We start from the raw sequence: 24,992 nt of genomic DNA on the forward strand, positions 1-24,992 counted from the left end.
CCGCCGGGCCGCGCACCCACGTCGCTCCCTCGTCCCGCGCGCCCGGCACGCCGGACGCACGTGACCCCGACCGCACGGGACGCCGGCCACGCACGACGCCGGACGTTCAGGACATCAGATGCGCACGACGTCAGATGTGCACGACGTCGTGCGTCTCGGCGAAGTGACATGCGCTCGCGTGCGCGGTGCCGGGCCTGACCACCAGCGCGGGCTCCTCGGTGGCGCAGATCTCCTCGGCCTTCCAGCACCGGGTGCGGAACCGGCAGCCCGACGGCGGATCGGCCGGGGAGGGCGGGTCCCCGTGAAGGATGATCCGCTCGCGCCGCTCGCGTCCCTCGGGGTCGGGCACCGGCACGGCCGACAGCAGCGCCTGGGTGTAGGGGTGGGCGGGCCGGTCGTAGATCTCGGTGTCCTTGCCCAGCTCGACGATCTTGCCCAGGTACATCACCCCGACCCGGTCGGAGATGTGCCGGACCACCGACAGGTCGTGGGCGATGAAGACGTACGCCAGCCCGAACTCGTCCTGCAGCCGTTCCAGCAGGTTGACGACCTGCGCCTGGATCGATACGTCCAGCGCGGAGACCGGCTCGTCGCAGACGATGATCTCCGGCTGGAGCGCCAGCCCGCGGGCGATGCCGATGCGCTGGCGCTGGCCGCCGGAGAACTGGTGCGGGTAGCGGTGGATGTGCTGGGGGTCCAGGCCCACCACCTCCAGCAGTTCCTGCACCCTGCGGCGCCGGTCCCCCTTGGGGGCGACCTCGCCGTGGATCTCGAACGGCTCCCCGATGATGTCGCCCACGGTCATCCGGGGGTTCAGCGAGGTGTAGGGGTCCTGCATCACCATCTGGATGTTGCGGCGGACCCGCTTCAGGGCGCCGCCCCTGGCGCGGGCGATCTCCTGGCCGTTGATCCGTACCGAGCCCGAGGTCGGCCGCTCCAGCGCCATCAGGAGCCTGGCCAGCGTGGACTTGCCGCAGCCGGACTCGCCGACGATGCCCAGCGTCTCGCCCCGGCGCAGGTCGAACGAGACCCCGTCGACGGCCTTGATCGCGCCGACCTGCTTGCGCAGGATGACGCCCTGGGTCAGCGGGAAGTGCTTGACCAGGTCGCGCACCTCAAGGATCGGATCACCCGTGGCTGCCATCGAGGACCTCCCTCCAGTAGTGGCACGCGCTGCTCCGCGCCGGGTCGATCTCGTACAGCGGTGGCGGGTCGGTGACGCAGTCGTCCTGACGGTACGGGCACCGGGGATGGAAGGAACAGCCCGAGGGCATGTCGAGCAGGTTCGGCGGCATGCCCTTGATGGCGTACAGCTCCTGCCCCTTCTGGTCGACCCGGGGGATCGAGTCGAGCAGCCCCTTGGCGTACGGGTGCGCGGGGGCCCGGTAGATGTCGTGCACCGGAGCGTGCTCCACGATCCGCCCGGCGTACATCACCGCGATCCGGTCGGCGACGTCGGCCACCACCCCGAGGTCGTGGGTGATCAGGATCAGGCCCATGTCGCTCTCCCGGCGCAGCTCGGCCAGCAGCTCCATGATCTGGGCCTGCACGGTCACGTCGAGCGCGGTGGTCGGCTCGTCGGCGATCAGCACCTCCGGGTCGAGCGCGATCGACATCGCGATCATGATGCGCTGGCGCATCCCCCCGGAGAACTGGTGCGGGTAGTCGTTCACCCGCTGCGCCGCCGCCGGGATGCGGACCCGGTCCATCAGCTCGATCGCCTTCTTGTGGGCGTCGCGCCGGGACATGCCGCGGTGCACCCGGAACATCTCCCCGATCTGGGCGCCGACGGTGAACACCGGGTTCAGCGCGGAGAGCGCGTCCTGGAAGATCATCGCGATCCTCCGGCCGCGGATCTGGGAACGGGCCTCCTCCGACAGGCTGAGCAGGTCGGTGCCGCGGAAGCGCACCTCGCCCCGGGGGATGCGGGCCGGCGGCATGTCGAGCAGGCCCATGATCGCCTGCGCGGTCACCGACTTGCCCGAACCGGACTCGCCCAGCACGGCGAGCGTCTCCCCCGGGCTCAGTGAGTAGCTGACCCCGTTGACGGCTCTCAGCACGCCCTGCCTGGTCACGAACTCCACGTGCAGGTCGTCGACGACGAGCAGCGGCTCGCCGCCCACCACGTTCCCGTCCGGCACCGGCGAGGTCGCCCGGGCCGCCGGGCTCACCGGGGTCGCCGGGGTCGCCGGGGTCGCCGGGGTCGCCGGGGTCACAGTTCTCTTCACAGGTCCCCCTACCGCAGCTTCGGGTCGAGGGCGTCGCGGACGGCGTCACCCAGCATGATGAAGGCCAGCACCGTCAGGCTCAGGAAGAGCGCCGGGAACAGCAGCGCCCACGGAGCCTCCAGGAAGCGTTCCCGGGCATCGGAGATCATGAGTCCCCAGGAGATGTCGGGCGAGCGCAGGCCCACGCCGAGGAAGGAGAGCCCGGCCTCGGCGGCGATGAAGTACCCCAGGTTGATGGTGGCGACCACGATCACCGAGGCGACCGCGTTCGGCAGGATGTGCCGGAACATGATCCTCGGTGTGGAGGCGCCGAGCGCCCGCGCCGCGAGCACGTAGTCCTGGCTCTTGGCCGTGATCACCGCGGCCCGCATGATCCGGTACGTCATCGGCCAGGTCAGCACCGCCAGCGCGAGCATGACCGTCCACACGTTGCCGGTCCGGAAGACCGCCAGGATGAGCAGGGCGCCCAGGATCGACGGGATCGCGAAGAAGATCTCCGCCACCCGGGAGAACCCGGAGTCCACCCAGCCTCCTGCGTACCCGCCGAGCAGGCCGAGCAGGCCGCCCGCCAGCGCGGTGACGATCGTGGTGGACAGCCCGACCACGATCGAGTTGCGGGCTCCGTGGACGGTGCGGGCGTAGACGTCGCAGCCGAGGTTGTCGGTGCCGAACCAGTGGAGCTCGCTCATGCCCTTGCGGGCGTCGGACAGCTGGCAGGTCGTGGCGTCGAACGGGTTCACCGAGGTGAAGAGCGAGGGGACGATCGCCATCGTGACCAGGATGCCGATCAGGAAGGACGCCCCGATGAACAGCGGCCGGCGGCGCAGGTCGTACCAGGCGTCGTTCCACAGGCTCGCGGCCTTGGGACCGGAGCCCCTTCCCCGGCGGAAGCGCCTGGGGGACCCGGTCTCCCCACCGGCCGGGATGAGGGTGTCACTCATAGCGGATCCTCGGGTCGAGCACGGCGTACAGCAGGTCGACGATCAGGTTGGCCAGGATGTAGATCAGCACCAGCATGGTCACGATGCCCACGACGACGGGTTGTTCCCGCAGGTAGACGGAGCTGAACAGCTGCTGTCCGATGCCCGGCAGGTTGAAGATCGTCTCGGTGATCACCGCGCCGCCCATCAGCTGGCCCAGGTCCGCGCCCAGGTAGGTGACCAGCGGGATCAGCGCGTTGCGCAGCGCGTGCCGCCCGACGACCCGCCGGCGCGGCAGGCCCTTGGCCACCGCGGTGCGGATGTAGTCGGCGCGCAGGATCTCCACCAGGCTGCCCCGGGTGAGCCGGGTGAGGTAGGCGATCGACGTCCCCGCGAGCACGAACCCGGGCAGCAGGTAGCTGCGCCAGCCCTCCGACACGCCCGCGACCGGGAACAGGTCGATCCCGGCCTGCTTGAGCTTCACGCCCAGCAGCAGCTGCAGCACGAACCCGGTCACCAGGGTGGGGACCGAGATGAGCACCAGGGTGGAGGCCAGGATCATCGAGTCCAGGGGACGGCCGCGGCGCAGGGCCGCGTACGTGCCCAGGCCGATGCCGATGACCGCCTCCAGCACCAGGGCGGTCATCGCCAGGTTGATCGTCACCTGGAACTTGCCCGCCAGGATGTCGCTCACCCGCACCCCGCTGAAGGTGGTGCCCAGGTCACCGGTGAACAGGCCGGTGACGTAGTACCAGTACTGCACCAGGAACGGATCGTTCAGGTGGTACTGCTCGCGCAGGATGTTGACGATGTTGGGGTCGATGCGCTTCTCGCCCGCCAGCGCCGCGATGGGGTCACCGGGCAGCGCGAAGACGATGGCGTAGATGAGCAGGGTCGCGCCCACCAGGACAGGTATCGCCTGGATCAGGCGTCGGAGGATGTAGCGGCCCATTCAAGTCTCCCGTACGTGCCCGGGACGGTCCCGCGCACCGGCGGATCGCGGTGCGCGGGACCGGCCCGGGCGGCCAGTGAGGCCGGGCCCTCGCCCGGCGCTCGGCCCTTCGTCAGCCGGTCTTCTCCAACTCGGACCACTCGATCTGGTTGAGAAGGTTGACCCTGACGTTCTTGACCTTCTGGGAGTGGGCCGCGTTCATCCGGTAGAAGTAGACCGGGATGTACGGCAGTTCCTTGATCAGCACGTCGTCGGCCTGCTGGTAGAACTTCAGGCTCTCCTCCATCGTCGCCGCGGTGTCGCCCTTGGCGAGGAGCTCGTCGAACTCCTTGTTCGACCAGCCGGCGTAGTTGGAACCGGTCTTGATCGCGACGGTGGAGAAGATCGGGGTGAGGTAGTTCTCCGCCGACGGGTAGTCGATCGCCCAGCCCATCCGGAACAGCCCGCCGTAGGTCTTCTTGTCGAGCTCGTCGAGGATCGAGGCGAACTTCTCGAAGGGCTTGACCGTGACCTCGATGCCCAGGTTGGCGCGGAGGTTGTTGGCGACGGCCTCGATCCACTCCTTGTGCGGGCCGTCGGAGTTGTAGCCCAGCTCCAGCGTCTTGGGGCCGCCCGCCTCGGCGTACTGCGCCTTGGCCTTGGCCGGGTCGTAGGCGCAGACCGCGCAGGCGCCGGGGCGGTGGCCCTGCAGCAGCGGGTTGATGAAGTCGTCCGCGGGCGCGCGGGTGCCGGAGAAGACCGTCTCGGAGATGGTCTTGCGGTCGATCGCCATGGAGACGGCCTCGCGGACCCTCACGTCCGCGTACGTCTTGTTGTACTGCAGCGGGAAGCCGATGTAGCCGATGCCCGCGTCCGGCTCGTCGATGTAGCGCTCGCCGAACTCCGACTTGGCGCGGGAGATCGCCGAGGGGGGCAGCGAGTCGTGCAGGTCGAGGTTCTCGGCGGCCAGGTCGTTGAACGCCGTCTCCTGGCTCGTGTAGAGCTTGAACTGGAGCTTGGCGAACTTCGGCTTCTCCCCGGGGAACTTGTCGTACCGGGTGAGGTCGATCGTCTGGTCGGTGCCCTTGTTGTAGGGCTTGTCGATCTGGAAGTAGCCCTGGCCGATCGGCTTCTTGGCGTACTCCTCGGTGATCTTGCCGTCGGGGCCGAAGGCGGCCTTGGGCAGCGGATAGAACGAGGTGTACCCGAGCATCGTCTTGAACTGGGAGAACGGCTGGCTCAGCGTGACGGTGAAGGTCGACTCGTCGACGACCTTCAGGCCCTTCATCTCCTTGACGGAGACGGTCTTGCCCTCGCCGGGGTTCAGGTCGGCCCAGCCGTCGATACGGCTGAAGAAGCCGTTGGCGCCCTGAGCGTTGTCCTGGTTTGCCGCGTAGTTCCAGGCGTCGACGTAGTTCTGCGCGATCACCTTCTCGCCGTTGTGCCAGGTGTAGCCGGGCTTGAGCTTGATCGTCCACACCTTGTTGTCGGTCGTCTCGATCGACTCGGCGGCCTCGTTGACGACCTGCTTCTGCTCGTCGTAGCTGACCAGCCCCGAGAACATGGCCGCCATCGCCTCGGCACCCTCGGACTCGGTGGTGTCGCCGGGGTAGAAGAGCTTCTGCGGCTCACCCAGCTCCATCCGCACCGGCAGGTCGGCGGCGGCCGACCCTCCGCCCGGGGTTTCCGTGCTGCCGCAGGCGGCCAGCGCGAGGGCGAGTAGCGCGGTGCCGGCGGCAGCCCGCGCACCCTTGGTAACACGCAGCATTGCGGTAAATCCTCCCTTTGCAGGCTTGCGCCGGCACTGAGATCCGTTAACCGGGCACCGCGAAGGAGGATCTTGTGGTTCCTGCTTCCCGCTGGTTCCGGTTCGGGTGCTGACGCCACACCGATCGGTCGCGACTATTCCTCACCGGTCCGCATCGGCTTGTATCTGCGATGTTGCAGTTAGGTCACGCATATGCCGATTCCGCGTCATAAGCCCGCTACCTCGGCGAATCCCTCTTGGCAGGTTTCTACAAATCCGACATCAGCCCCTACATCAGACGTCAACGGTCATGTCAAAATCCCCTGTGGCCGGGATCCCCATGTCCGTTACTCGGTCATGACCCCCGGCGGGGACCGCGCCGACCCTTCCCCGGTCCCGAGGGGCGGCCACCGACGAACTTCACAATTGCCGTGGAACCTCCGGCCCGGGCAACCCGTCCAATGTGTGCGGCGGCAGACCGCCGCAGGCACTTCATCCACTCGCATCCAATAGAGTCCTTGCCATGAGCCAGCCGGAATCCGCGATCGCGGACGCCCAGGCGGGTGGCCCGAAGAACGGCAACCCCCCAGAGGGGCAAGAGCCGCTGGCCAAGCTCGCCGCGCGTTACGGACTTCGGCGTGCCATCGCACGCCCCAGTCTGCCCGTCTACCTGCGTCAGCTGTGGGAACGACGTCACTTCATCACGACGTACGCCACCTCCCGCAACGTCTCGAAGTACAGCAACTCCGCCCTGGGTCAGCTGTGGCAGGTCGTCACACCGCTGCTGAACGCCGCGATCTACTTCCTGATGTTCGGCCTGATCCTCGGCGCGAACAAGGACATCGAGAACTACCCGGCCTTCCTCATCACCGGGATGTTCGTCTTCACCTACACCCAGCGCTCGGTGAGCGGTGGCGCCAGGGCGATCTCCGGCAACCTGTCGCTGATCCGCGCCCTGCACTTCCCCCGGGCCGCGCTCCCGCTGGCCTACACGATCCAGGAGTTCCAGCAGCTGCTGATCTCCATGGGCGTGCTGTTCGGCCTGGTGCTGCTCACCAAGGAGCCGCTCACCCTGTACTGGCTGCTCATCCCGGTCGCCCTGGCGCTGCAGACGATGTTCAACATCGGCGCCAGCCTGGTCCTGGCCCGCGTCGGCGCCACCGCCCGCGACCTGAACCAGCTCCTGCCCTTCATCATGCGCACCTGGCTGTACGCCTCCGGCGTGTTCTTCTCCATCGAGGACAAGGTCGTGGGGCCCGACGGCGCCGGCCTGCCCCAGTGGGTCGCCGACGTCATGTACTTCAACCCGGCGGCCGCGTACATCGAGCTCATGCGGGACCTGCTGATGCAGACGCACGAGCCCCGCCCCTACATCTGGGGCGTCTGCGTATTCTGGGCGGTGTTCGCTCTGCTCGGCGGCTTCTGGTACTTCTGGCGAGCCGAGGAGAAGTACGGCCGTGGCTGAGTTGACCGAGGAGCTGTCCGGAGTGAAGGCCGAGGAGCCGGCCGTGCCCAGCACGGACGTCAGGGTGCACCCCGCCCCGGAACCCGCCGCAGGCGGCACCACCACCCCCGAGGGCGACCCGACGGTCATCGTCGACGACCTGCACATCATCTACCGCGTGTACGGGGCGGCCAGCGACACCGAGAAGGGCAACGCGGTCAACGCCCTCATGCGCCTCGTCAAGCGCCAGGGACGACCGCAGATGAAGGAGGTGCACGCCGTCCGCGGCGTGTCCTTCGTGGCCCGCCACGGTGACGCCATCGGCATCGTGGGCCGCAACGGCTCCGGCAAGTCCACGCTGCTGCGCGCCATCGCCGGCCTGCTGCCCCCGCACTCCGGCGCGGTCTACACCGACGGCCAGCCCTCCCTGCTCGGCGTCAACGCCGCGCTGATGCGCGAGCTCACCGGTGAGCGCAACATCGTCCTCGGCTGCTACGCGATGGGCATGAACCCCGCCCAGGTCAAGGAGACCTACGACGACATCGTCGACTTCTCCGGCATCGGGGAGTTCGTGCAGTTCCCCATGTCGACCTACTCCTCCGGCATGGGCGCCAGGCTCCGCTTCGCCATCGCCTCGGCCAAGTCCCACGACGTGCTGCTCATCGACGAGGCCCTGGCCACCGGCGACCGTGAGTTCCGGCGCAAGAGCCAGGACCGCATCAAGAAGATGCGCGACCAGGCCGGCACCGTCTTCCTGGTCGCGCACAACCTGGACGTCATCGAGGAGACCTGCAACCGGGTCATCTGGCTGCACAAGGGCAAGATCAAGATGGACGGCGACCCGCAGACGGTCCTGGCCGCCTACAACAAGGGCTGACCGCACGGAGGCGATCGCCACGGGTCCGGCCGTGGCGATCGCTCCGACAGGGCCGGCCCCCGCGGTCACGGGATCCGATCGTCGTGGCCTCCGGTCGCCACGGGATCCGATCGCGGGCAGGATGAGGGGCGACCGACAAGACGCTCCCATCGGAGGTGAATCGTGTCCACGCGGCCACCGATTCCATATGACCTGCTTCCCCCGGTCCCGGCCCTGACCGTCGAGAGCGACGACGTTCGCGACGGCGAGCGCCTGGCCGATACCCACGTGTTCGACGACTGGGGGGCCACCGGCCAGAACGTCTCCCCGCACCTGCGCTGGTCCGGCGGCCCCGAGGGCACCCTCAGCTACGCCGTGACGTGCTTCGACCCCGACGCGCCCACCGGCAGCGGGTTCTGGCACTGGCTGCTGTTCGACATCCCCGCCGGCACGACCGAGCTGCCCTCGGGCGCGGGCACCGCCGACACGAGCGTGGGCGTGCACGGCCGCAACGACTACGGCACGCTCGCCTACGGCGGCGCCGCCCCGCCGCCCGGCCCCCCGCACCGCTACATCTTCGCGGTGCACGCCCTCGACGTGGAGAAGCTCGGCGTCGACGCCGACGCCTCCCCCGCCGTGGTGGGCTTCAACATCACCGCCCACACCCTGGCCCGCGGCTACATCGTTCCCGAGTACCAGAACTGACACGGCGCCGACGCGTCGCGGTCCGGCCGTCCGGACCCGGCGCGCGGCCCCGAACGGCCCTGCACAGTCCGCGGGGCACCGCAGACGTCGCCACGGACCCACGATGCTCCACGGCTCCGCCCCTCACCCGACTCCCTCGCGGGCCCGTCCCCGGACCGGTGAATAGACGCACCAAGCCCCTCTCCGCGAACGGAGACCGGTGGACGGGTACGGGCACCCGGGGACGTTCCCGGACGAACATCAGGGCGGGACATCGAGTCGGAACATCAAGCGGGGGCGGGGATGTGACACGGGAGGCAATGAACTGACAGCGTGTTCGGTGTTCCGGTATGATTCGAACGTTGTTTCGATCCGAGGAAGCCGTCATGGAGTGGGGGCGCGCGATGCGAGACCTGTCCACCGCGATCGACCACCTGTCCGTCGAGGACCCGTCCGAGATTCCGCGTCTCCAGCTCACCGAGCAGCTCATCGAGCTGCACTGGCAGATGGCCAGGCTCCAGGCCGAGATCGCCCGCCGCACCTCCGTGCGGCGCCCGGGGCGCTGAGGCGGTGGAGCGGTGGGGCGGGGACGGTGCGCACCGTCCCCGCCCCACCGCTCCACCCCCTCGTCACGGCGGAGCGTTCCGCGTCCGCGCCGTGTCCGCGTCCGCGCCGTCACCACCGGGGACGGCACCGGGCGGGCACGAAGAGCGACGCGGCACGGCCCGCGTCCCACGCCGGACGCCCGCTCCCCCCGTCGACGACGATGTTCAGCACGTGATTCCCGGCCGGGAAGCCTCGCGATATATCGCGAATCGCCGTAGAATCGCGGGTATGACGTCCCCCGTCCCCGTCCCGCACGCCTCCGGCACCGCCCCGCACACCCCCGAGGCCGTCCCGCACGCCCTCGCTGCCGCTCCGCGGGGGTCCGAGACCGCCCTGCGCGCCTCCGACGCCGACCGTGACCGGGTGGCCTCGGTGCTGGCGGAGGGGCTCGCCACCGGCCGCCTGACCAGCGTCGAGCACGCCGACCGCCTGGACGCGGCCTACTCCGCCGTCACCACCGGCGACCTCGTCCCCCTCACCCGGGACCTGCCCGGCCTCACCGCCCACGGCCAGAGCCCCGCCACCGAGCGGCAGCGCGTCGCCGCCGTCTTCAGCAAGGTCGTCCGGAGCGGGCGCTGGGTCGCCGGGCGGCACACCGCGCTGAGCGTCTCCTTCGGCGCCCTGATCGCCGACCTGTCCGACGCGGTGCTCCCCGGCCGGGAGATCACCCTGGAGGTCGACTGCCACTTCGGCAAGCTGATCGTCAGGGTGCCCGAGAACGCCCACGTCATCGACGAGGTCGGCGCGCTGTTCGCCAAGCGCTCCGTCTCCGGCGGCACGGACGGCCCGGCGGGCGAGGGCGGCCCGGTCATCAGGGTCGTCGGCCGGGTCGCGTTCGGGAAGGTCGTCGTCTCCCGGGAGAGGACCGACGCGAACCTCCCCGTCACCTTCTGATCACCCCCGCGGCGCGACCGGCCCCGGCACCCGCCTACGATGCGGACAGACCATCGCGCACGAGGTGACCGCTTGCCTGAGATCGACGCTCCCGGCACCATGCCGATCGCCCTGGACGCGATGGGCGGCGACCACGCCCCCGATGAGATCGTGGCGGGTGCCGTGCAGGCGTCGCGCGAGCACGGGATCTCCATCGTGCTCGTCGGCGCCCCCGGTCCCCTGGCCGAGGCCCTCTCCCGGCACGACGCCACCACCGAGATCCCCATCGTCCGGGCCGAGGAGGCCCTGGCCATGGACGAGGGGGCCCTCGCCAGCCTGCGCCGTCCCCGCTCCAGCATCGCCGTCGCCTGTCACCTGGTACGGCGCGGCGACGCCTGCGCGGTGGTCTCGGCCGGATCCACCGCCGGGATCGTGGCCACCGGCAAGCTCAGGCTCCGCAGTCGGCCCGGAGTGCTCAGGCCCGCCATCGCGGTGGCCCTGCCGACCCGGCCCCGCCCGACCGTGCTGCTGGACGCCGGGGCGAACGCCGAGGTCAAACCGGAGATGCTGGTCCAGTTCGCCCACCTCGGCGCCGCCTACGCGGAGACCGCGCTGGGCGTGGAGACCCCCAGGATCGGCCTGCTGACCATCGGCAGCGAGCCGGAGAAGGGCAACAGGCTCGTCAAACGGGCCCACGAGCTGCTGTCGGCCGCACCGGGCCTCGACTTCGCCGGCAACGTCGAGGGGCACGACCTGCTCACCCAGACCGTCGACGTCATCGTCACCGACGGCTTCACCGGCAACGTGGCGCTCAAGACCATGGAGGGCAGCGTCCGCTACGCCTTCTCCGAGCTCCGCGAGACGATCAAGGAGAGCCGGACGGCCCGGATGGGCGGCCTGCTCCAGAAGAGGCGCATCAGGGAGCTCCACCGCCGGCTCGACCCCGAGGTCCACGGCGGCGCCGTGCTGCTGGGCCTCAACGGCACCGTGGTCATCGCCCACGGCTCCTCGCGCGCCAGGGGGATCAGCGCCGCCTGCGTGCTCGCCGCCACGCTCGCCCACGAGGGCGTGGTGAACCGCGTCGGCGAGCGTCTCTCCTCGACGCACCGCCCCCACCGCCTCTGGTGACCCCGCACCGCCTCTACCGCCTCTGGTGACCGGCCCCCCGCCCCGGCGCCCGTCCCGGGTGCACCAGAGCCCGGCTCCCCGTCCCGCGCGCACCGGAGCCCGTACCGGCCCCCTGCCGGGCACCGACCGCCCGCATCCGACTAACGTGATACTCACGGCACATCGGGTCACATCCCCTACCGCGTTCACCGGCCCCGCGTACCCTGAGTCCCAGTCGATCAACGGGGGAGCGTGTGCAGCAGGTGACGGAACCGGGGCTGACCTCGGCGCAGGTGGCCGAACGGGTGGCCGCGGGACAGGTCAACGCCGTCCGGCGCCGGTCCAGCAGAACGGTCGCCGCGATCGTCAGGGCCAACGTCCTCACCCTGTTCAACGGGGTGATCGCCGTGCTCTGGGTGCTGATCATGATCTTCGGCGAGTGGCAGGACGGGCTCTTCGGCCTGGTGATCGTGGCGAACGCGGCCATCGGCATCGTCCAGGAGCTCCGCGCCAAGCGCACCCTCGACCGGCTCGCCATCGTCAACGAGGCCCCCGTCAGGGTCCGCAGAGACGGGACCGACACCGAGGTCGCGCCCCGGCAGGTCGTCCTCGGCGACCTGGTCCTCCTCGCCTCGGGCGACCAGCTGCTGGTCGACGGCGAGGTGCTGGACGCCGACGGCCTGGAGATCGACGAGTCACTGCTCACCGGCGAGGCCGACCCGGTGCACAAGCTCCCGGGCGACGAGGTCCTGTCGGGCAGCTTCGTGGTCGCCGGCCGGGGCCGCTACGTCGCGACCCGGGTGGGCGGCGACGCCTACGCGGCCAGGCTCGCCGAGGAGGCCAGCGCGTTCAGCCTGGCCCACTCCGAGCTGCGCGAGGGCGTCACCCGGTTCATCAAGTACGTCACCTGGCTGGTCGTCCCGATCGGCGCCCTGCTCACCTGGAGCCAGGTCAGCAGGCAGACCGAGATCGGCGAGGCCGTCACCGGCACGGTCGCGGGCATCGTCACCATGATCCCCGAGGGCCTGGTCCTGATGACCAGCATCGCCTTCGCCGTCGGGGTGATCCGGCTGGGCAGGCGGCGCTGCCTGGTGCAGGAGCTTCCCGCGATCGAGATCCTGGCCCGGGTCGACGTGCTCTGCCTCGACAAGACCGGCACCCTCACCTCCGGCGGCATGGAGCTCGGCGAGGTCCGCCCACTCGGCGGGGACCTGCCCGTGGACGAGGCCCTGGGCGCGCTCGCCAACCTCGACCCCGACCCCAACCCCACCGCCCGCGCCGTCCAGGTCCGTTACCCCGACTCGCCCGGCTGGACGGCCACCGCCAAGGTCGCCTTCTCCTCGGCCAGGAAGTGGAGCGGCGCCGAGTTCGACGGCCACGGCGGCTGGGTCCTGGGCGCCCCCGACGTCCTGCTGCCGCCCGGCACCCCCGCGTACACCGAGGCCGGGGCCCTGGCCGCCACCGGTCTGCGGGTGCTCGTCCTGGGCCGGGTCGCCTCGCTGCGCGACCCCGACGACCTCGGCGACATCGAGGCCGCGGCCATCGTCGTGCTCAAGCAGCGGCTCCGCCCCGAGGCGGCCGACACCCTCGCCTACTTCGCCGGGCAGCACGTCGCCGTCAAGGTCATCTCGGGCGACAACCCCGAGTCGGTGTCGGCCATCGCCACCACGCTCGGCATCCCCGGCGGGGACCGCGCGGTCGACGCCCGTACCCTGCCCGAGGACGACCCCGAGAAGCTCGCCGAGATCATGGACGCCAACACCGTCTTCGGCCGGGTCAGCCCGCACCAGAAACGGCTCTTCGTCGGCGCGCTCCAGTCACGCGGCCACACCGTCGCGATGACCGGCGACGGCGTCAACGACGTGCTCGCCCTCAAGGACGCCGACCTGGGCGTGGCGATGGGCTCCGGCAGCGGCGCCACCCGGGCGGTCGCCCAGATCGTGCTGATGGACGACAGCTTCGCCGGCCTGCCGTCGGTGGTCGGCGAGGGCAGACGGGTGCTGGCCAACATCGAACGGGTCGCCGGCCTCTTCCTCACCAAGACCTTCTACGCGATCGTGCTCTCCCTGCTGACCGGGGTGATCGGGCTCGCCTTCCCGTTCGCCCCCCGGCACTCCACGCTGATCAACGCGCTGACCATCGGGATCCCCGCGTTCTTCCTGGCACTGGCGCCCAGCAACGAGCGCGCCCGGGGCGGCTTCGTGCCCCGCGTGCTCCGCCTGGCGGTCCCCTCCGGGATCGTCTGCGCCGCCGCCGTCTACCTGTCGTACTGGATCGCCCAGAGCGGGGGCCTGTCCCTCGCCGAGAGCCGCACCTCGGCGGTCGTCACGCTCTTCGTCGCCGCCTGGTGGGTGCTGGCCCTGGTCGCCCGACCGTACGTCTGGTGGCGGGTGGCGCTGGTGGCCTCCATGGCCGGGCTGTTCGCCCTCGCCCTCGCCGTCCCGTTCGCCCGGGAGTTCTTCGCACTCACCCTCGCCGATCCGGCCGCGGGGCTCACCGCCGCCGGTCTCGGCGCCGCTGCGGGGGTCGTGCTGACGGGCGTCTTCGCGGTCGTACGGGCCCGCGGGGGCAGGCCGTCCGCGGGGTGATATCCCCTCGGAGCAGGATCGGCCAGCCGATACCCTTGGGGGCATGACCGACCCGCAACTCGAACTCACCGGGCGCGTCCAGCAGGCGCTGGCCGACGCCTTCGGCACGGAGTACGCCGACGCAGACCCGCTGATCCGTCCCTCGCAGTTCGCCGACTACCAGGCGAACGTGGCGATGAGCCTGAGCAAGCGACTGCGACGCGCCCCGCGGGAGGTCGCCCAGGAGATCGCCGACCGGCTCACCGGCCCGGCCGCGCAGGCCACGGACGACCCGTTCCCCGGCACCGTCGAGGTCAGCGGCCCCGGTTTCCTCAACCTGACCCTCTCCGACACCTGGATCGCCGAACAGGCCTCGGAGGTGCTGGCCGACCCGCGCGCCGGCGTGGGCCTGATCACCCCGCCGCAGACCGTCGTGGTCGACTACTCCGCGCCCAACGCGGCCAAGGAGATGCACGTCGGGCACCTGCGGACCACGATCGTCGGTGACGCCCTGGCCCGGGTCCACGAACACCTGGGGAACAAGGTCGTCCGGCAGAACCACCTCGGCGACTGGGGCACGCCGTTCGGCATGCTCATCGAGCACCTGCTCGACATCGGCGAGGAGGCCGCCGTCGCCCAGCTGGAGGCCGGTGAGGGCAACGCCTACTACCAGACGGCCCGCGCGAAGTTCGACGCCGACCCCGCGTTCAACGCCCGTGCCCGTGCCCGGGTCGTCACCCTGCAGGCCGAGGAACCCGAGACGATGCGCCTCTGGCACATCTTCATGGACGCCACCCTGCGCTACTTCAACAAGGTCTACCGGCAGCTCGAGGTGACGCTGACCGACGAGGACATCGCCGGCGAGAGCATGTACAACCCAATGCTCGCCCGGGTCTGCGACGAGCTCCAGGAACGCGGCATCGCCGTGCTGAGCGACGGCGCGCTCTGCGTCTTCCCGCCCGGCTACACCGGCCGCGAGGACCAGCCCCTCCCCTTCATGATCCGCAAGAGTGACGGCGCCTACGGCTACGCCACCACCGACATGGCCACGATCCGCTACCGGGTCGACGACCTCAAGGCCGACCGGATCCTCTACGTGATCGGCGCCACCCAGGCGCTGCACATGTCGATGCTCTTCGACTCCGCCCGGCTCGCGGGCTGGCTGCCCGAGCACGTCAGGGCCGAGCACGTCCAGATCGGCAGCGTGCTGGGCTCCGACGGCAAGATGTTCAAGACCAGGAGCGGAAAGTCGATCAAGCTCCTGGAGCTGCTCGACGAGGCCGAGACCAGGGCCGGAGAGGTGATCAAGGACCGGGACTACGACGACACCGAGCGGGCCCGGATCGCGCACGCCGTCGGCATGGGTGCGGTCAAGTACGCCGACCTGTCGGTCAGCCACGACAGCGAGTACGTCTTCGACTTCGACCGCATGCTCGCCCTCACCGGAAACACCGGCCCGTACCTGCAGTACGCGCAGGCCCGCATCCGTTCGATCTTCCGCAGGGGCGGCGTCTCCCCGGCCGAGGCGACCGGGCCCATCGCGCTCGGCCACCCGGCCGAACGCGCCCTGGCCCTGCAGCTCCTGCGGTTCGGCTCGGTCGTGGAGGAGATGGCGGAGCACTCGGCGCCGCACAAGCTGGCCTCGTACCTCTTCGACACCGCGAGCGCCTTCACCACGTTCTTCGAGAACTGCCCGGTGCTCAGGGACGACGTCGACGCGGCCGTACGCGCCTCCCGGCTCGCCCTGTGCGCGCTCACCCTGAGGATCCTGGAGACCGGCCTGACCCTTCTCGGCGTCCCGGTGCCCGAGCGCATGTAACCTGTCCACCAGATGATCGTCTTTATTGCGAAAATCGAGGCGATCGTCTGGCAAAGTCATGTTCGGCGCGCCTCCCCGCGGGGATGTCCGAAGCGCAATACGCTGGCGCGGTCATCGGTCACAACTTCGGGGAGTTCTCTGCCTTGAGCACGGACCTGACCGCGAATCCGCACGCCGAGGCCGATCCGCACACCGAGGCCGAGCTGCGCCGCCGTGCCGATGCCCTTCTCGACGACCTGGCCGCCGGCGTCGTCCCCACCGGGGTGCCGGCGGACCTCGCCGAGTCGTCCGGCCACTGGCTGGCACCGGCCGTCGAGGCGCTCGTGCTGATCATGCGCGGCGAGGACTCGCTGGAGCCCCTCGCCCGCGCCGCCCAGCGTGACGAGCGGCGGACCGCGCTCTTCCTGTGTCTCGCCCTGGCCGTCGCCGGTCAGGGCGACCGCATCCACGCCTCGTGGCTCGGCACCGCCTTCGGGGAGCTGTCCCTGGACCGTCCGGTGACCCACGGCCAGCGGGCGCTCTGGCTCGCCGCCGCACGCGGGGCGTACGGGCCTGCGGGCAAGATCTTCGTTCTCCGCAGGCTCGACGCGGTGGCAGCGTCCCCCGCGTCCGAGCCCGACCGCTGGCTCCGCGCCCTGGTCCCGGACGAACCCTCGACGATGGTCTCCCCGGCCCTGGCCGGGTTCACGGTGCTCGCCGAGCTTCCCGAACTGGCCGCCCCCGTCCAGGCCGCGGCCCGCCTGGCCCACCTGCGCGACCGCTGCGCCGAGATCACCTCGGCCCGCGAGAGCAGGGGCGGCGACACCGCGACCACGGACACCGGCGAGGGTGCCGTCGGCTCCACGAGCACGAGCACGAGCACGGGCACGGACGCCGTCGTCGGCACCCGGCCGTCCGATGTCGTGGAAGCGCCCGGCGCCGCGAAGGCGTCCGGACGCGAGAACGGGACCTCGGACGGGCCGGGAGGCATCGCGCTCCTCACCGCGGCGCAGACCGACCACTCGGACGAGACGACCGTGGTGTGGAGCGAGGACGAGCCGCTGACCGTGCTCCGCCGGCTGGTGGGGTCGGGTGCCTCCGAACGTCCGGCCCGGTCGCTCACCACCCACCTGCTCAGCGACCTGCGCCCCGGCTCCCACCCCTACCTGGCCGCCATCGCGCTGCACGTGGCCGCTCCCATCGTGCGGGCGGCGGCCGGGAACCTAGCCGACGCCACCCGCGCCGAGGCCCCGGAGTCGGTCACCGTGCCGATCCTCGGCCACGAGCTGACGCTACGCCCGGAGGGACCCGATCCCGAGTCGCTGGAGGCGGCCGAGAAGCGGGTCACCACCGAGGGAGCCCCGCCGCTCGGCCGTCCCTGGGGTGCCTACCTGCTTCTTGCCCTCGCCCCGGTGATCCTGGTGGTGGCCCTCCTGATCCCCCTCCTCCCACTCGCGGCCCTGGCACCGCTGCCGGCCGTGGGGGGCGGCTACCGGCTGTGGCGCAGGCGCAGGCGCGAGCGGGAGAACGCCGAACGCGTCGTCAGGCGGCTCGCCGAGCTCAGGGAACTGGCCCAGGGGGCGGTATGGGCTCTGCACGAGTACGCCCGCGAGTCGGAGGAGCGCATCACGACGGCCGGTTCCGATCTCGCCGAACTCACCCGCCTGCTCCGCCGTGGTCCCCGGGCCGGTTGACGACCGGGAGTGACGCGCCGGGAAGGTCCGTGAGGACCGGCCGGATGCTCGGGGGGTGCATCGGGTCCTCGGAACCGTTCTGGATCGTCAGGCTCGTCCTAGATCGTCTGGTTCATCCTGATCGTCGAGGTCGTCCCGGGTCCTTGGGACCGTTCCGGGACGGCCGCGTCGTCGCGGGGATCAGCCGTTGGTGATCTCCACCTCGGCGGGGGCCAGCAGGAAGACCTTCTCCGCGATCCGCTCGATACGGCCTTCGCACCCGTACGCCAGTCCCGCGACGAAGTCGACCATGCGGGTGGCCTCGGCGGTGCTCATACCGCTGACGTCCATGATGACGGTCTGACCATCGCGGAAGTGCTGCCCGATGACCGGTGCGTCGTTGTACTTCATCGGCGTCAGCATCACGATCCGCGAGGGCTCGTTCATGGCGTGCCAGCGCTTGGCCGCCCGCTCGGAGGCGGACTGCCAGTCCTCCTCCTCGCCCTCGACCTCGTCCTCGTAGTCGTAGGCCTCGTCGTAATGCTCTGCCCCGCCCAGGCCAAGGTAGGTCGCCACCTTGCGCACTGCCCCCATCGGCTCGTCCTTTCGCCAGGACCATGCCGTGTCCGGCCTGTCCTTACACCTTGGACGGTAACCGACGACCAGAAGTTCGCCGTGCGACACGCCCAGCGCTTATTTCCACTTTGTACGGCTACCGCACTGGTTTGCCTGATCCCGACTGTGCCTGATCTCCTGCCCCGTCTTCAACCGATATCTTCGGCGCCCCTACGATCGGGGACATGCTCGTCTACACGGTCGATTCGTTTACCGATGAATTTTTCAAGGGTAACCCCGCCGGGGTCTGCGTACTCGGCAATCCGGTCCCCGACGCCTGGATGCAGTCCGTGGCGGCGGAGATGAGGCACTCCGAGACGGCCTTCCTGCTCGGAGGCGAGGACGGGAGTCCGTACTCGCTCCGCTGGTTCACACCGGTGACCGAGGTGGCCCTCTGTGGGCATGCGACCCTGGCCGCGGCGCATGTGCTGTATTCCACGGGAACGGTCCGAGAAACCCTCGAATTCTCAACGAAGAGTGGAATCCTGTCCGTGACCAGGGATAAATCCGGATTAATCAACATGGATTTCCCGGCAAAACTACTCCAAGAGGTGGGTCCTCCCCCTCCCCTGATCGCTGCGCTCGGGGTTAAACCTGTTTGGGCCGGAAAAAATGTTTGGGACTACCTCGTGGAGGTCGAGTCCGAGGACGCCGTGGTGGAGGCGGCTCCCGACTTCCGGGCCCTGGAGCAGGTCGAGGCGCGGGGAGTCATCGTCACGGCCCGCGCCAAGGGCTCGCGGACCGGCGTCGACTACGTCTCCCGGTTCTTCGCCCCCAAGGTCGGGGTTCCGGAGGACCCGGTGACGGGTTCCGCGCACTGCGCGCTCGCGCCGTACTGGGCGTCCAAGCTGGGATCCGACACCCTGGTGGGAGCGCAGCTCTCCCAGCGCGGCGGTGTCGTCCGAACGACCGTGCGGGGTGACCGGGTCGAGCTGGCAGGACGCGCGGTAACGGTACTCTCCGGCGAGCTGCACGCCTAGAACCCCGGTCACCGGTACGGCGACGGAACGTGCGCCGGCGGTTCCGTGGACCGGTGTTCCCGGACAGCGGAAGGATCGGTCGTCGTGCGGGCCGGCTTGATGACCGTCACGACGGACATCGTGGTGGACGCCCCACCGGCCGTTCTCCCGGTCGTCCCGCGAGCGTCTCGAAGCCGGCGCGGTGGACCGATCGTGACGAGCGCCCATCACGGCCGGTCCGCCGCGACGGCTTCGCCACGGGTTTCGGGCCGGAGCACTGCGATCCCTGTCCACAGGGCCGGTAGCTGACGTATCTGTCACATCCGTAAGACTGCCACGGACGGCTTGGAAGGGAATTGCAGGGGGATTGGAGACCCCTGGAAATACGAAGGCCCCCACCAACGGTGGGGGCCTTCAAAAAGATTGTCCGGCGGTGACCTACTCTCCCACACCGTCCCCGGTGCAGTACCATCGGCGCTGAAGAGCTTAACTTCCGGGTTCGGAATGTAACCGGGTGTTTCCCCTTCGCCATAACCGCCGTAACCCTATGAAACACACAAACACTGTTTGCTGTCTCAGAATTGCCTAGTGGACGCGAGCATATGCTTTGTGGTCAAGTCCTCGGCCTATTAGTACTGGTCAGCTCCACACATTACTGCGCTTCCACTTCCAGCCTATCAACCCGGTCGTCTCCCGGGAGCCTTACCCACTCTCGTGGTGGGAGACCTCATCTCAAGGCGAGCTTCCCGCTTAGATGCTTTCAGCGGTTATCCCTTCCGAACGTAGCCAACCAGCCGTGCTCCTGGCGGAACAACTGGCACACCAGAGGTTCGTCCGTCCCGGTCCTCTCGTACTAGGGACAGCTCCTTTCAAGTCTCCTGCGCGCGCAGCGGATAGGGACCGAACTGTCTCGCGACGTTCTAAACCCAGCTCGCGTACCGCTTTAATGGGCGAACAGCCCAACCCTTGGGACCTACTCCAGCCCCAGGATGCGACGAGCCGACATCGAGGTGCCAAACCATCCCGTCGATATGGACTCTTGGGGAAGATCAGCCTGTTATCCCCGGGGTACCTTTTAGCCGTTGAGCGACGGCGCTTCCACATGCCACCGCCGGATCACTAGTCCCAGCTTTCGCTCCTGCTCGACCCGTCGGTCTCACAGTCAAGCTCCCTTGTGCACTTACACTCGACACCTGATTGCCAACCAGGCTGAGGGAACCTTTGGGCGCCTCCGTTACTCTTTAGGAGGCAACCGCCCCAGTTAAACTACCCACCAGACACTGTCCCTGATCCGGATCACGGACCGAAGTTAGACGTTCAAAACGACCAGAGTGGTATTTCACCAATGACTCCACCACCACTAGCGTGACAGCTTCACAGTCTCCCACCTATCCTACACAAGACGTTCCAAACGCCAATGTCAAGCTATAGTGAAGGTCCCGGGGTCTTTCCGTCCTGCTGCGCGTAACGAGCATCTTTACTCGTAGTGCAATTTCGCCGGGTCTGCGGTTGAGACAGCGGGGAAGTCGTTACGCCATTCGTGCAGGTCGGAACTTACCCGACAAGGAATTTCGCTACCTTAGGATGGTTATAGTTACCACCGCCGTTTACTGGCGCTTAAGTTCTCAGCTTCGCGGAGTAAACCCCACTAACCGGTCCCCTTAACGTTCCAGCACCGGGCAGGCGTCAGTCCGTATACATCGTCTTACGACTTCGCACGGACCTGTGTTTTTAGTAAACAGTCGCTTCCCCCTGGCCTCTGCGACCCCCACCAGCTCACACAGCAAGTGTGATCACCAGCGAAGGCCCCCCTTCTCCCGAAGTTACGGGGGCAATTTGCCGAGTTCCTTAACCACAGTTCACCCGATCGCCTTAGTATTCTCTACCTGACCACCTGAGTCGGTTTAGGGTACGGGCCGCCACGACACTCACTAGAGGCTTTTCTCGGCAGCATAGGATCACCCACTTCGCCACAATCGGCTCGGCATCACATCTCAGACTTAATGCGTTGCGGATTTGCCTACAACACGTCCTACATGCTTACCCCAGGACAACCATCGCCTGGGCTGGGCTACCTTCCTGCGTCACCCCATCGCTTACCTACTACCAGTTCAGGCCAGGCGTTCAGCCTCACCCCAAGCCCGAAGGCCAACAGGGGACTTAAGGACCCTTAGTATCACTGGATTCAGTATTGGCGCATCGTAGCGGGTACGGGAATATCAACCCGTTGTCCATCGACTACGCCTGTCGGCCTCGCCTTAGGTCCCGACTTACCCTGGGCGGATTAGCCTGCCCCAGGAACCCTTGGTCATCCGGCGCAGAAGTTTCTCACTTCTGATTCGCTACTCATGCCTGCATTCTCACTCGCACGGCCTCCACAGCTGGATCACTCCGCTGCTTCCCCGGCCGCACGACGCTCCCCTACCCATCCACACACCTAGACAGACAAGCTGCCAGACTAAAAGTGTGAATGCCACGACTTCGGCGGTGTACTTGAGCCCCGCTACATTGTCGGCGCGGAATCACTTGACCAGTGAGCTATTACGCACTCTTTCAAGGGTGGCTGCTTCTAAGCCAACCTCCTGGTTGTCACTGCGACTCCACATCCTTTCCCACTTAGCACACGCTTAGGGGCCTTAGTCGGTGGTCTGGGCTGTTTCCCTCTCGACTACGGAGCTTATCCCCCGCAGTCTCACTGCCACGCTCTCACTTACCGGCATTCGGAGTTTGGCTGACGTCAGTAACCTTGTCGGGCCCATTAGCCATCCAGTGCTCTACCTCCGGCAAGAAACACGCGACGCTGCACCTAAATGCATTTCGGGGAGAACCAGCTATCACGGAGTTTGATTGGCCTTTCACCCCTAAACACAGGTCATCCCCCAGGTTTTCAACCCTGGTGGGTTCGGTCCTCCACGCGGTCTTACCCGCGCTTCAACCTGCCCATGCCTAGATCACTCCGCTTCGGGTCTACAGCATGCGACTCAAACGCCCTCTTCAGACTCGCTTTCGCTACGGCTCCCCCACACGGGTTAACCTCGCCACACACCATAACTCGCAGGCTCATTCTTCAAAAGGCACGCAGTCACATCACAAACACTCCGAAAAGTGTTTACGCTCCTACGGCTTGTAGGCACACGGTTTCAGGTACTATTTCACGACCCCTCACCGGGGCGCTTTTCACCTTTCCCTCACGGTACTTGTTCACTATCGGTCATCAGGGAGTATTTAGGCTTACCAGGTGGTCCTGGCAGATTCACACAGGATTTCTCGGGCCCCGTGCTACTTGGGATCCCCTCCAACAGTCCAACCAATTTCGCCTACCCGACTCTCACGGTCTACGGCGCCACTTCCCAGAAGCTTCAGCTATCGGAAGGATTTCTTACTGTTCACGGTCTCGGCAGAAACCGTAAGAGGGTCCCACAACCCCGTAAACGCAACGCCTGCCGGCTATCACACGCCTACGGTTTAGCCTGATCCGCTTTCGCTCACCACTACTCACGGAATCACTATTTGTTTTCTCTTCCTACGGGTACTGAGATGTTTCACTTCCCCGCGTTACCACCAACCGCCCTATACATTCAGGCGGAGGCAACACCACATGACTGGTGCTAGGTTTCCCCATTCGGACATCCCCGGATCAAAGTCTGGTTGGCGACTCCCCGGGGCTTAACGCAGCCTCCCACGTCCTTCATCGGCTCCTGATGCCAAGGCATCCACCGTGTGCCCTAAAAAACTTGGCCACAAAGATGCTCGCGTCCACTATGCAAATCTCAAACAACAAACAGCAACCCACCACCCCTGCCACCAACACCCACCCCACCGCCTCGAAAGGCAGCAACAGGCAAGCTGGTCTGGCAGATGATCGGTCCTGCATGAGGGTCAAACAGACAGCAAGCCCGCCTCAGCGGGCTCACCTGGTGTCCGTTTCCTCAGGACCCAACAGTGTGTTCAACCAGGACGACCCCCGACTCTCACGCTCCCACTCCCTCGGCGAACCAAGGGCGGTACTAGCAAGATCCGGCCGATCAGGCCCGGTTGAGTAGCCAGTGCTCCACTAATGAGCGTGTCACGCAGGAAACAGGCGTCCCTGATCGTGACGTTGGACCCCCACCATCCCGAAGGGATCGGTGGAAGGGCCGGTGCTCCTTAGAAAGGAGGTGATCCAGCCGCACCTTCCGGTACGGCTACCTTGTTACGACTTCGTCCCAATCGCCAGCCCCACCTTCGACCGCTCCCCCCAGACAAGCTGGTTGGGCCACGGGCTTCGGGTGTTGCCGACTTTCGTGACGTGACGGGCGGTGTGTACAAGGCCCGGGAACGTATTCACCGCAGCGTTGCTGATCTGCGATTACTAGCGACTCCGACTTCATGGGGTCGAGTTGCAGACCCCAATCCGAACTGAGACCGGCTTTTAGGGATTCGCTCCACCTTGCGGTATCGCAACCCTCTGTACCGGCCATTGTAGCATGTTTGCAGCCCAAGACATAAGGGGCATGATGACTTGACGTCGTCCCCACCTTCCTCCGAGTTGACCCCGGCAGTCTCCAATGAGTCCCCAACCACCCCGAAGGATGTTGCTGGCAACATTGAACAAGGGTTGCGCTCGTTGCGGGACTTAACCCAACATCTCACGACACGAGCTGACGACAGCCATGCACCACCTGTCACCCAGTCCGAAGAGGGCTCCATCTCTGAAGCTTTCCGGGCGATGTCAAGCCTTGGTAAGGTTCTTCGCGTTGCGTCGAATTAAGCAACATGCTCCGCCGCTTGTGCGGGCCCCCGTCAATTCCTTTGAGTTTTAGCCTTGCGGCCGTACTCCCCAGGCGGGGCGCTTAATGCGTTAGCTACGGCGCGGAAACCGTGGAAGGTCCCCACACCTAGCGCCCAACGTTTACAGCGTGGACTACCAGGGTATCTAATCCTGTTCGCTCCCCACGCTTTCGCTCCTCAGCGTCAGGTAAGGCCCAGAGAACCGCCTTCGCCACCGGTGTTCCTCCTGATATCTGCGCATTTCACCGCTACACCAGGAATTCCGTTCTCCCCTACCTACCTCTAGCCAGCCCGTATCGAATGCAGACCTGGAGTTAAGCCCCAAGCTTTCACACCCGACGTGACAAGCCACCTACGAGCTCTTTACGCCCAATAATTCCGGACAACGCTTGCGCCCTACGTATTACCGCGGCTGCTGGCACGTAGTTAGCCGGCGCTTCTTCTGCAGGTACACGTCAACTTCGTCCCTGCTGAAAGAGGTTTACAACCCGAAGGCCGTCATCCCCCACGCGGCGTCGCTGCGTCAGGCTTTCGCCCATTGCGCAATATTCCCCACTGCTGCCTCCCGTAGGAGTCTGGGCCGTGTCTCAGTCCCAGTGTGGCCGGTCGCCCTCTCAGGCCGGCTACCCGTCGTCGCCTTGGTAGGCCATTACCCCACCAACAAGCTGATAGGCCGCGAGTCCATCCCCAACCGAAAAAACTTTCCACACACCATCGATGCCGACATGTGTCATATCCGGTATTAGACCCAGTTTCCCGGGCTTATCCCAGAGTCAGGGGCAGGTTACTCACGTGTTACTCACCCGTTCGCCGCTCGAGTACCCCGAAGGGCCTTTCCGCTCGACTTGCATGTGTTAAGCACGCCGCCAGCGTTCGTCCTGAGCCAGGATCAAACTCTCCAAACAATGTCTGAACAGTCCTTACCCGGCTGAAAGCCCACCACCATCCCCGGAACACAAGGCCCGGGAACGCGATGGATGTTCAACCAAAGGAATCCGTCCCCCACCCCGCAAAGGAGTGGTTAGGACAGGGTTGTGCTTCATGCACTGGCTTTTAACACACTGTTGAGTTCTCAAGAAACGGACGCGTACACCCGGTCCCCGACCGAACAACCGGCCGACCACCAGAGGCGTTCCATTTGGTATTCTTTTTGTTCTTTCGTTGTGCCTTTATTCTTTCAGCCCCGCTTTTTCGTGTCAAACCGGCCCGTTTCA

16 protein-coding genes and 3 rRNA genes are annotated in these 24,992 nt (G+C 67.2%); 10 read left to right on the forward strand and 9 right to left on the reverse strand.

What is annotated here, in order from left to right:
• Window positions 1–130: 130 nt before the first annotated feature.
• The 5 genes from ABD832_RS25500 to ABD832_RS25520 form a co-directional block, all read right to left on the reverse strand.
• Window positions 131–1,144: an ABC transporter ATP-binding protein gene (locus ABD832_RS25500; RefSeq protein ID WP_344899715.1), complete on the reverse strand. Its 1,014-nt coding sequence runs from the start codon at window positions 1,142–1,144 to the stop codon at window positions 131–133.
• On the reverse strand, window positions 1,128–2,141 hold the full coding sequence (locus tag ABD832_RS25505; RefSeq protein WP_344900078.1) for an ABC transporter ATP-binding protein: 1,014 nt from the start codon (window positions 2,139–2,141) through the stop codon (window positions 1,128–1,130). The genes ABD832_RS25500 and ABD832_RS25505 overlap by 17 nt, the downstream gene beginning before the upstream one ends.
• Window positions 2,142–2,236: 95 nt before the next feature.
• Window positions 2,237–3,169 carry an ABC transporter permease gene (locus tag ABD832_RS25510; RefSeq protein ID WP_344899717.1) on the reverse strand — a complete coding sequence of 311 codons (933 nt, stop codon included), beginning with the start codon at window positions 3,167–3,169 and terminating at the stop codon, window positions 2,237–2,239.
• Window positions 3,162–4,100: an ABC transporter permease gene (locus ABD832_RS25515; RefSeq protein ID WP_344899719.1), complete on the reverse strand. Its 939-nt coding sequence runs from the start codon at window positions 4,098–4,100 to the stop codon at window positions 3,162–3,164. The genes ABD832_RS25510 and ABD832_RS25515 overlap by 8 nt, the downstream gene beginning before the upstream one ends.
• A gap of 112 nt (window positions 4,101–4,212) precedes the next feature.
• Window positions 4,213–5,847 carry a peptide ABC transporter substrate-binding protein gene (locus tag ABD832_RS25520; RefSeq protein ID WP_344899721.1) on the reverse strand — a complete coding sequence of 545 codons (1,635 nt, stop codon included), beginning with the start codon at window positions 5,845–5,847 and terminating at the stop codon, window positions 4,213–4,215.
• A gap of 502 nt (window positions 5,848–6,349) precedes the next feature.
• On the opposite strand from ABD832_RS25520, the gene ABD832_RS25525 reads away from it, so the two are divergent.
• From ABD832_RS25525 to ABD832_RS25565, 9 genes are all read left to right on the forward strand, one after another.
• Complete coding sequence (locus ABD832_RS25525) at window positions 6,350–7,291, forward strand: ABC transporter permease (RefSeq protein WP_344899723.1); 942 nt, start codon at window positions 6,350–6,352, stop codon at window positions 7,289–7,291.
• Window positions 7,284–8,147 (forward strand): ABC transporter ATP-binding protein, encoded by an 864-nt coding sequence (locus tag ABD832_RS25530; protein WP_344899725.1) that lies wholly within the window; start codon window positions 7,284–7,286, stop codon window positions 8,145–8,147. Before ABD832_RS25525 ends, ABD832_RS25530 begins: the two co-directional genes overlap by 8 nt.
• 162 nt (window positions 8,148–8,309) lie before the next feature.
• Entirely contained in the window at window positions 8,310–8,831 is a 522-nt protein-coding gene (locus ABD832_RS25535) for a YbhB/YbcL family Raf kinase inhibitor-like protein (RefSeq protein ID WP_344899727.1), read from the forward strand.
• Window positions 8,832–9,196: 365 nt separating this feature from the next.
• Entirely contained in the window at window positions 9,197–9,376 is a 180-nt protein-coding gene (locus ABD832_RS25540) for a hypothetical protein (protein WP_344899729.1), read from the forward strand.
• A 268-nt stretch (window positions 9,377–9,644) separates the two neighbouring features.
• A complete protein-coding gene (locus ABD832_RS25545; protein WP_344899731.1) occupies window positions 9,645–10,310 on the forward strand; it encodes a DUF1707 SHOCT-like domain-containing protein in 666 nt (221 codons plus the stop codon).
• Between the two features lie 99 nt (window positions 10,311–10,409).
• Window positions 10,410–11,417 carry a phosphate acyltransferase PlsX gene (plsX, locus tag ABD832_RS25550; RefSeq protein ID WP_344900080.1) on the forward strand — a complete coding sequence of 336 codons (1,008 nt, stop codon included), beginning with the start codon at window positions 10,410–10,412 and terminating at the stop codon, window positions 11,415–11,417.
• Between the two features lie 233 nt (window positions 11,418–11,650).
• Window positions 11,651–13,984 carry an HAD-IC family P-type ATPase gene (locus tag ABD832_RS25555; protein WP_344899733.1) on the forward strand — a complete coding sequence of 778 codons (2,334 nt, stop codon included), beginning with the start codon at window positions 11,651–11,653 and terminating at the stop codon, window positions 13,982–13,984.
• A gap of 43 nt (window positions 13,985–14,027) precedes the next feature.
• Window positions 14,028–15,782: an arginine--tRNA ligase gene (gene argS / locus ABD832_RS25560; protein ID WP_344899736.1), complete on the forward strand. Its 1,755-nt coding sequence runs from the start codon at window positions 14,028–14,030 to the stop codon at window positions 15,780–15,782.
• A 143-nt stretch (window positions 15,783–15,925) separates the two neighbouring features.
• Window positions 15,926–17,455, forward strand: a complete 1,530-nt coding sequence (locus tag ABD832_RS25565; RefSeq protein ID WP_344899738.1) for a hypothetical protein — start codon at window positions 15,926–15,928, stop codon at window positions 17,453–17,455.
• Window positions 17,456–17,635: 180 nt separating this feature from the next.
• Here ABD832_RS25565 and ABD832_RS25570 read toward each other — a convergent pair whose 3' ends face one another.
• Window positions 17,636–18,028, reverse strand: coding sequence for a cell division protein SepF (locus ABD832_RS25570; protein ID WP_344899740.1), 393 nt, complete (start codon window positions 18,026–18,028; stop codon window positions 17,636–17,638).
• Window positions 18,029–18,234: 206 nt separating this feature from the next.
• Between ABD832_RS25570 and ABD832_RS25575 the strand changes: the two genes are divergently transcribed.
• A complete protein-coding gene (locus ABD832_RS25575) occupies window positions 18,235–19,029 on the forward strand; it encodes a PhzF family phenazine biosynthesis protein (protein ID WP_344899742.1) in 795 nt (264 codons plus the stop codon).
• A gap of 404 nt (window positions 19,030–19,433) precedes the next feature.
• Here ABD832_RS25575 and rrf read toward each other — a convergent pair.
• The 3 genes from rrf to ABD832_RS25590 all read right to left on the reverse strand — a co-directional run bounded on the left by rrf (window position 19,434) and on the right by ABD832_RS25590 (window position 24,683).
• A 5S ribosomal RNA gene (gene rrf / locus ABD832_RS25580) occupies window positions 19,434–19,550 on the reverse strand.
• Between the two features lie 67 nt (window positions 19,551–19,617).
• Window positions 19,618–22,748: ribosomal RNA gene (locus tag ABD832_RS25585) — 23S ribosomal RNA — on the reverse strand.
• A gap of 410 nt (window positions 22,749–23,158) precedes the next feature.
• Window positions 23,159–24,683: ribosomal RNA gene (locus tag ABD832_RS25590) — 16S ribosomal RNA — on the reverse strand.
• Together the 16S, 23S and 5S rRNA genes form the textbook arrangement of a ribosomal RNA operon.
• Window positions 24,684–24,992 lie beyond the last annotated feature (309 nt).

The sequence above is a fragment of the Streptosporangium longisporum genome (assembly GCF_039534895.1).
Classification (GTDB): Bacteria; Actinomycetota; Actinomycetes; order Streptosporangiales; family Streptosporangiaceae; genus Streptosporangium; species Streptosporangium longisporum.

Coding starts and splice junctions, on each gene's coding strand:
- ABD832_RS25500 (WP_344899715.1), bottom strand. CDS start 1,144: ATGGCAGCCACGGGTGATCCGATCCTTGAGGTGCGCGACCTGGTCAAG.
- ABD832_RS25510 (WP_344899717.1), bottom strand. CDS start 3,169: ATGAGTGACACCCTCATCCCGGCCGGTGGGGAGACCGGGTCCCCCAGG.
- ABD832_RS25515 (WP_344899719.1), bottom strand. CDS start 4,100: ATGGGCCGCTACATCCTCCGACGCCTGATCCAGGCGATACCTGTCCTG.
- ABD832_RS25520 (WP_344899721.1), bottom strand. CDS start 5,847: ATGCTGCGTGTTACCAAGGGTGCGCGGGCTGCCGCCGGCACCGCGCTA.
- ABD832_RS25525 (WP_344899723.1), top strand. CDS start 6,350: ATGAGCCAGCCGGAATCCGCGATCGCGGACGCCCAGGCGGGTGGCCCG.
- ABD832_RS25540 (WP_344899729.1), top strand. CDS start 9,197: ATGGAGTGGGGGCGCGCGATGCGAGACCTGTCCACCGCGATCGACCAC.
- ABD832_RS25545 (WP_344899731.1), top strand. CDS start 9,645: ATGACGTCCCCCGTCCCCGTCCCGCACGCCTCCGGCACCGCCCCGCAC.
- plsX (WP_344900080.1), top strand. CDS start 10,410: ATGCCGATCGCCCTGGACGCGATGGGCGGCGACCACGCCCCCGATGAG.
- argS (WP_344899736.1), top strand. CDS start 14,028: ATGACCGACCCGCAACTCGAACTCACCGGGCGCGTCCAGCAGGCGCTG.
- ABD832_RS25570 (WP_344899740.1), bottom strand. CDS start 18,028: ATGGGGGCAGTGCGCAAGGTGGCGACCTACCTTGGCCTGGGCGGGGCA.
- ABD832_RS25575 (WP_344899742.1), top strand. CDS start 18,235: ATGCTCGTCTACACGGTCGATTCGTTTACCGATGAATTTTTCAAGGGT.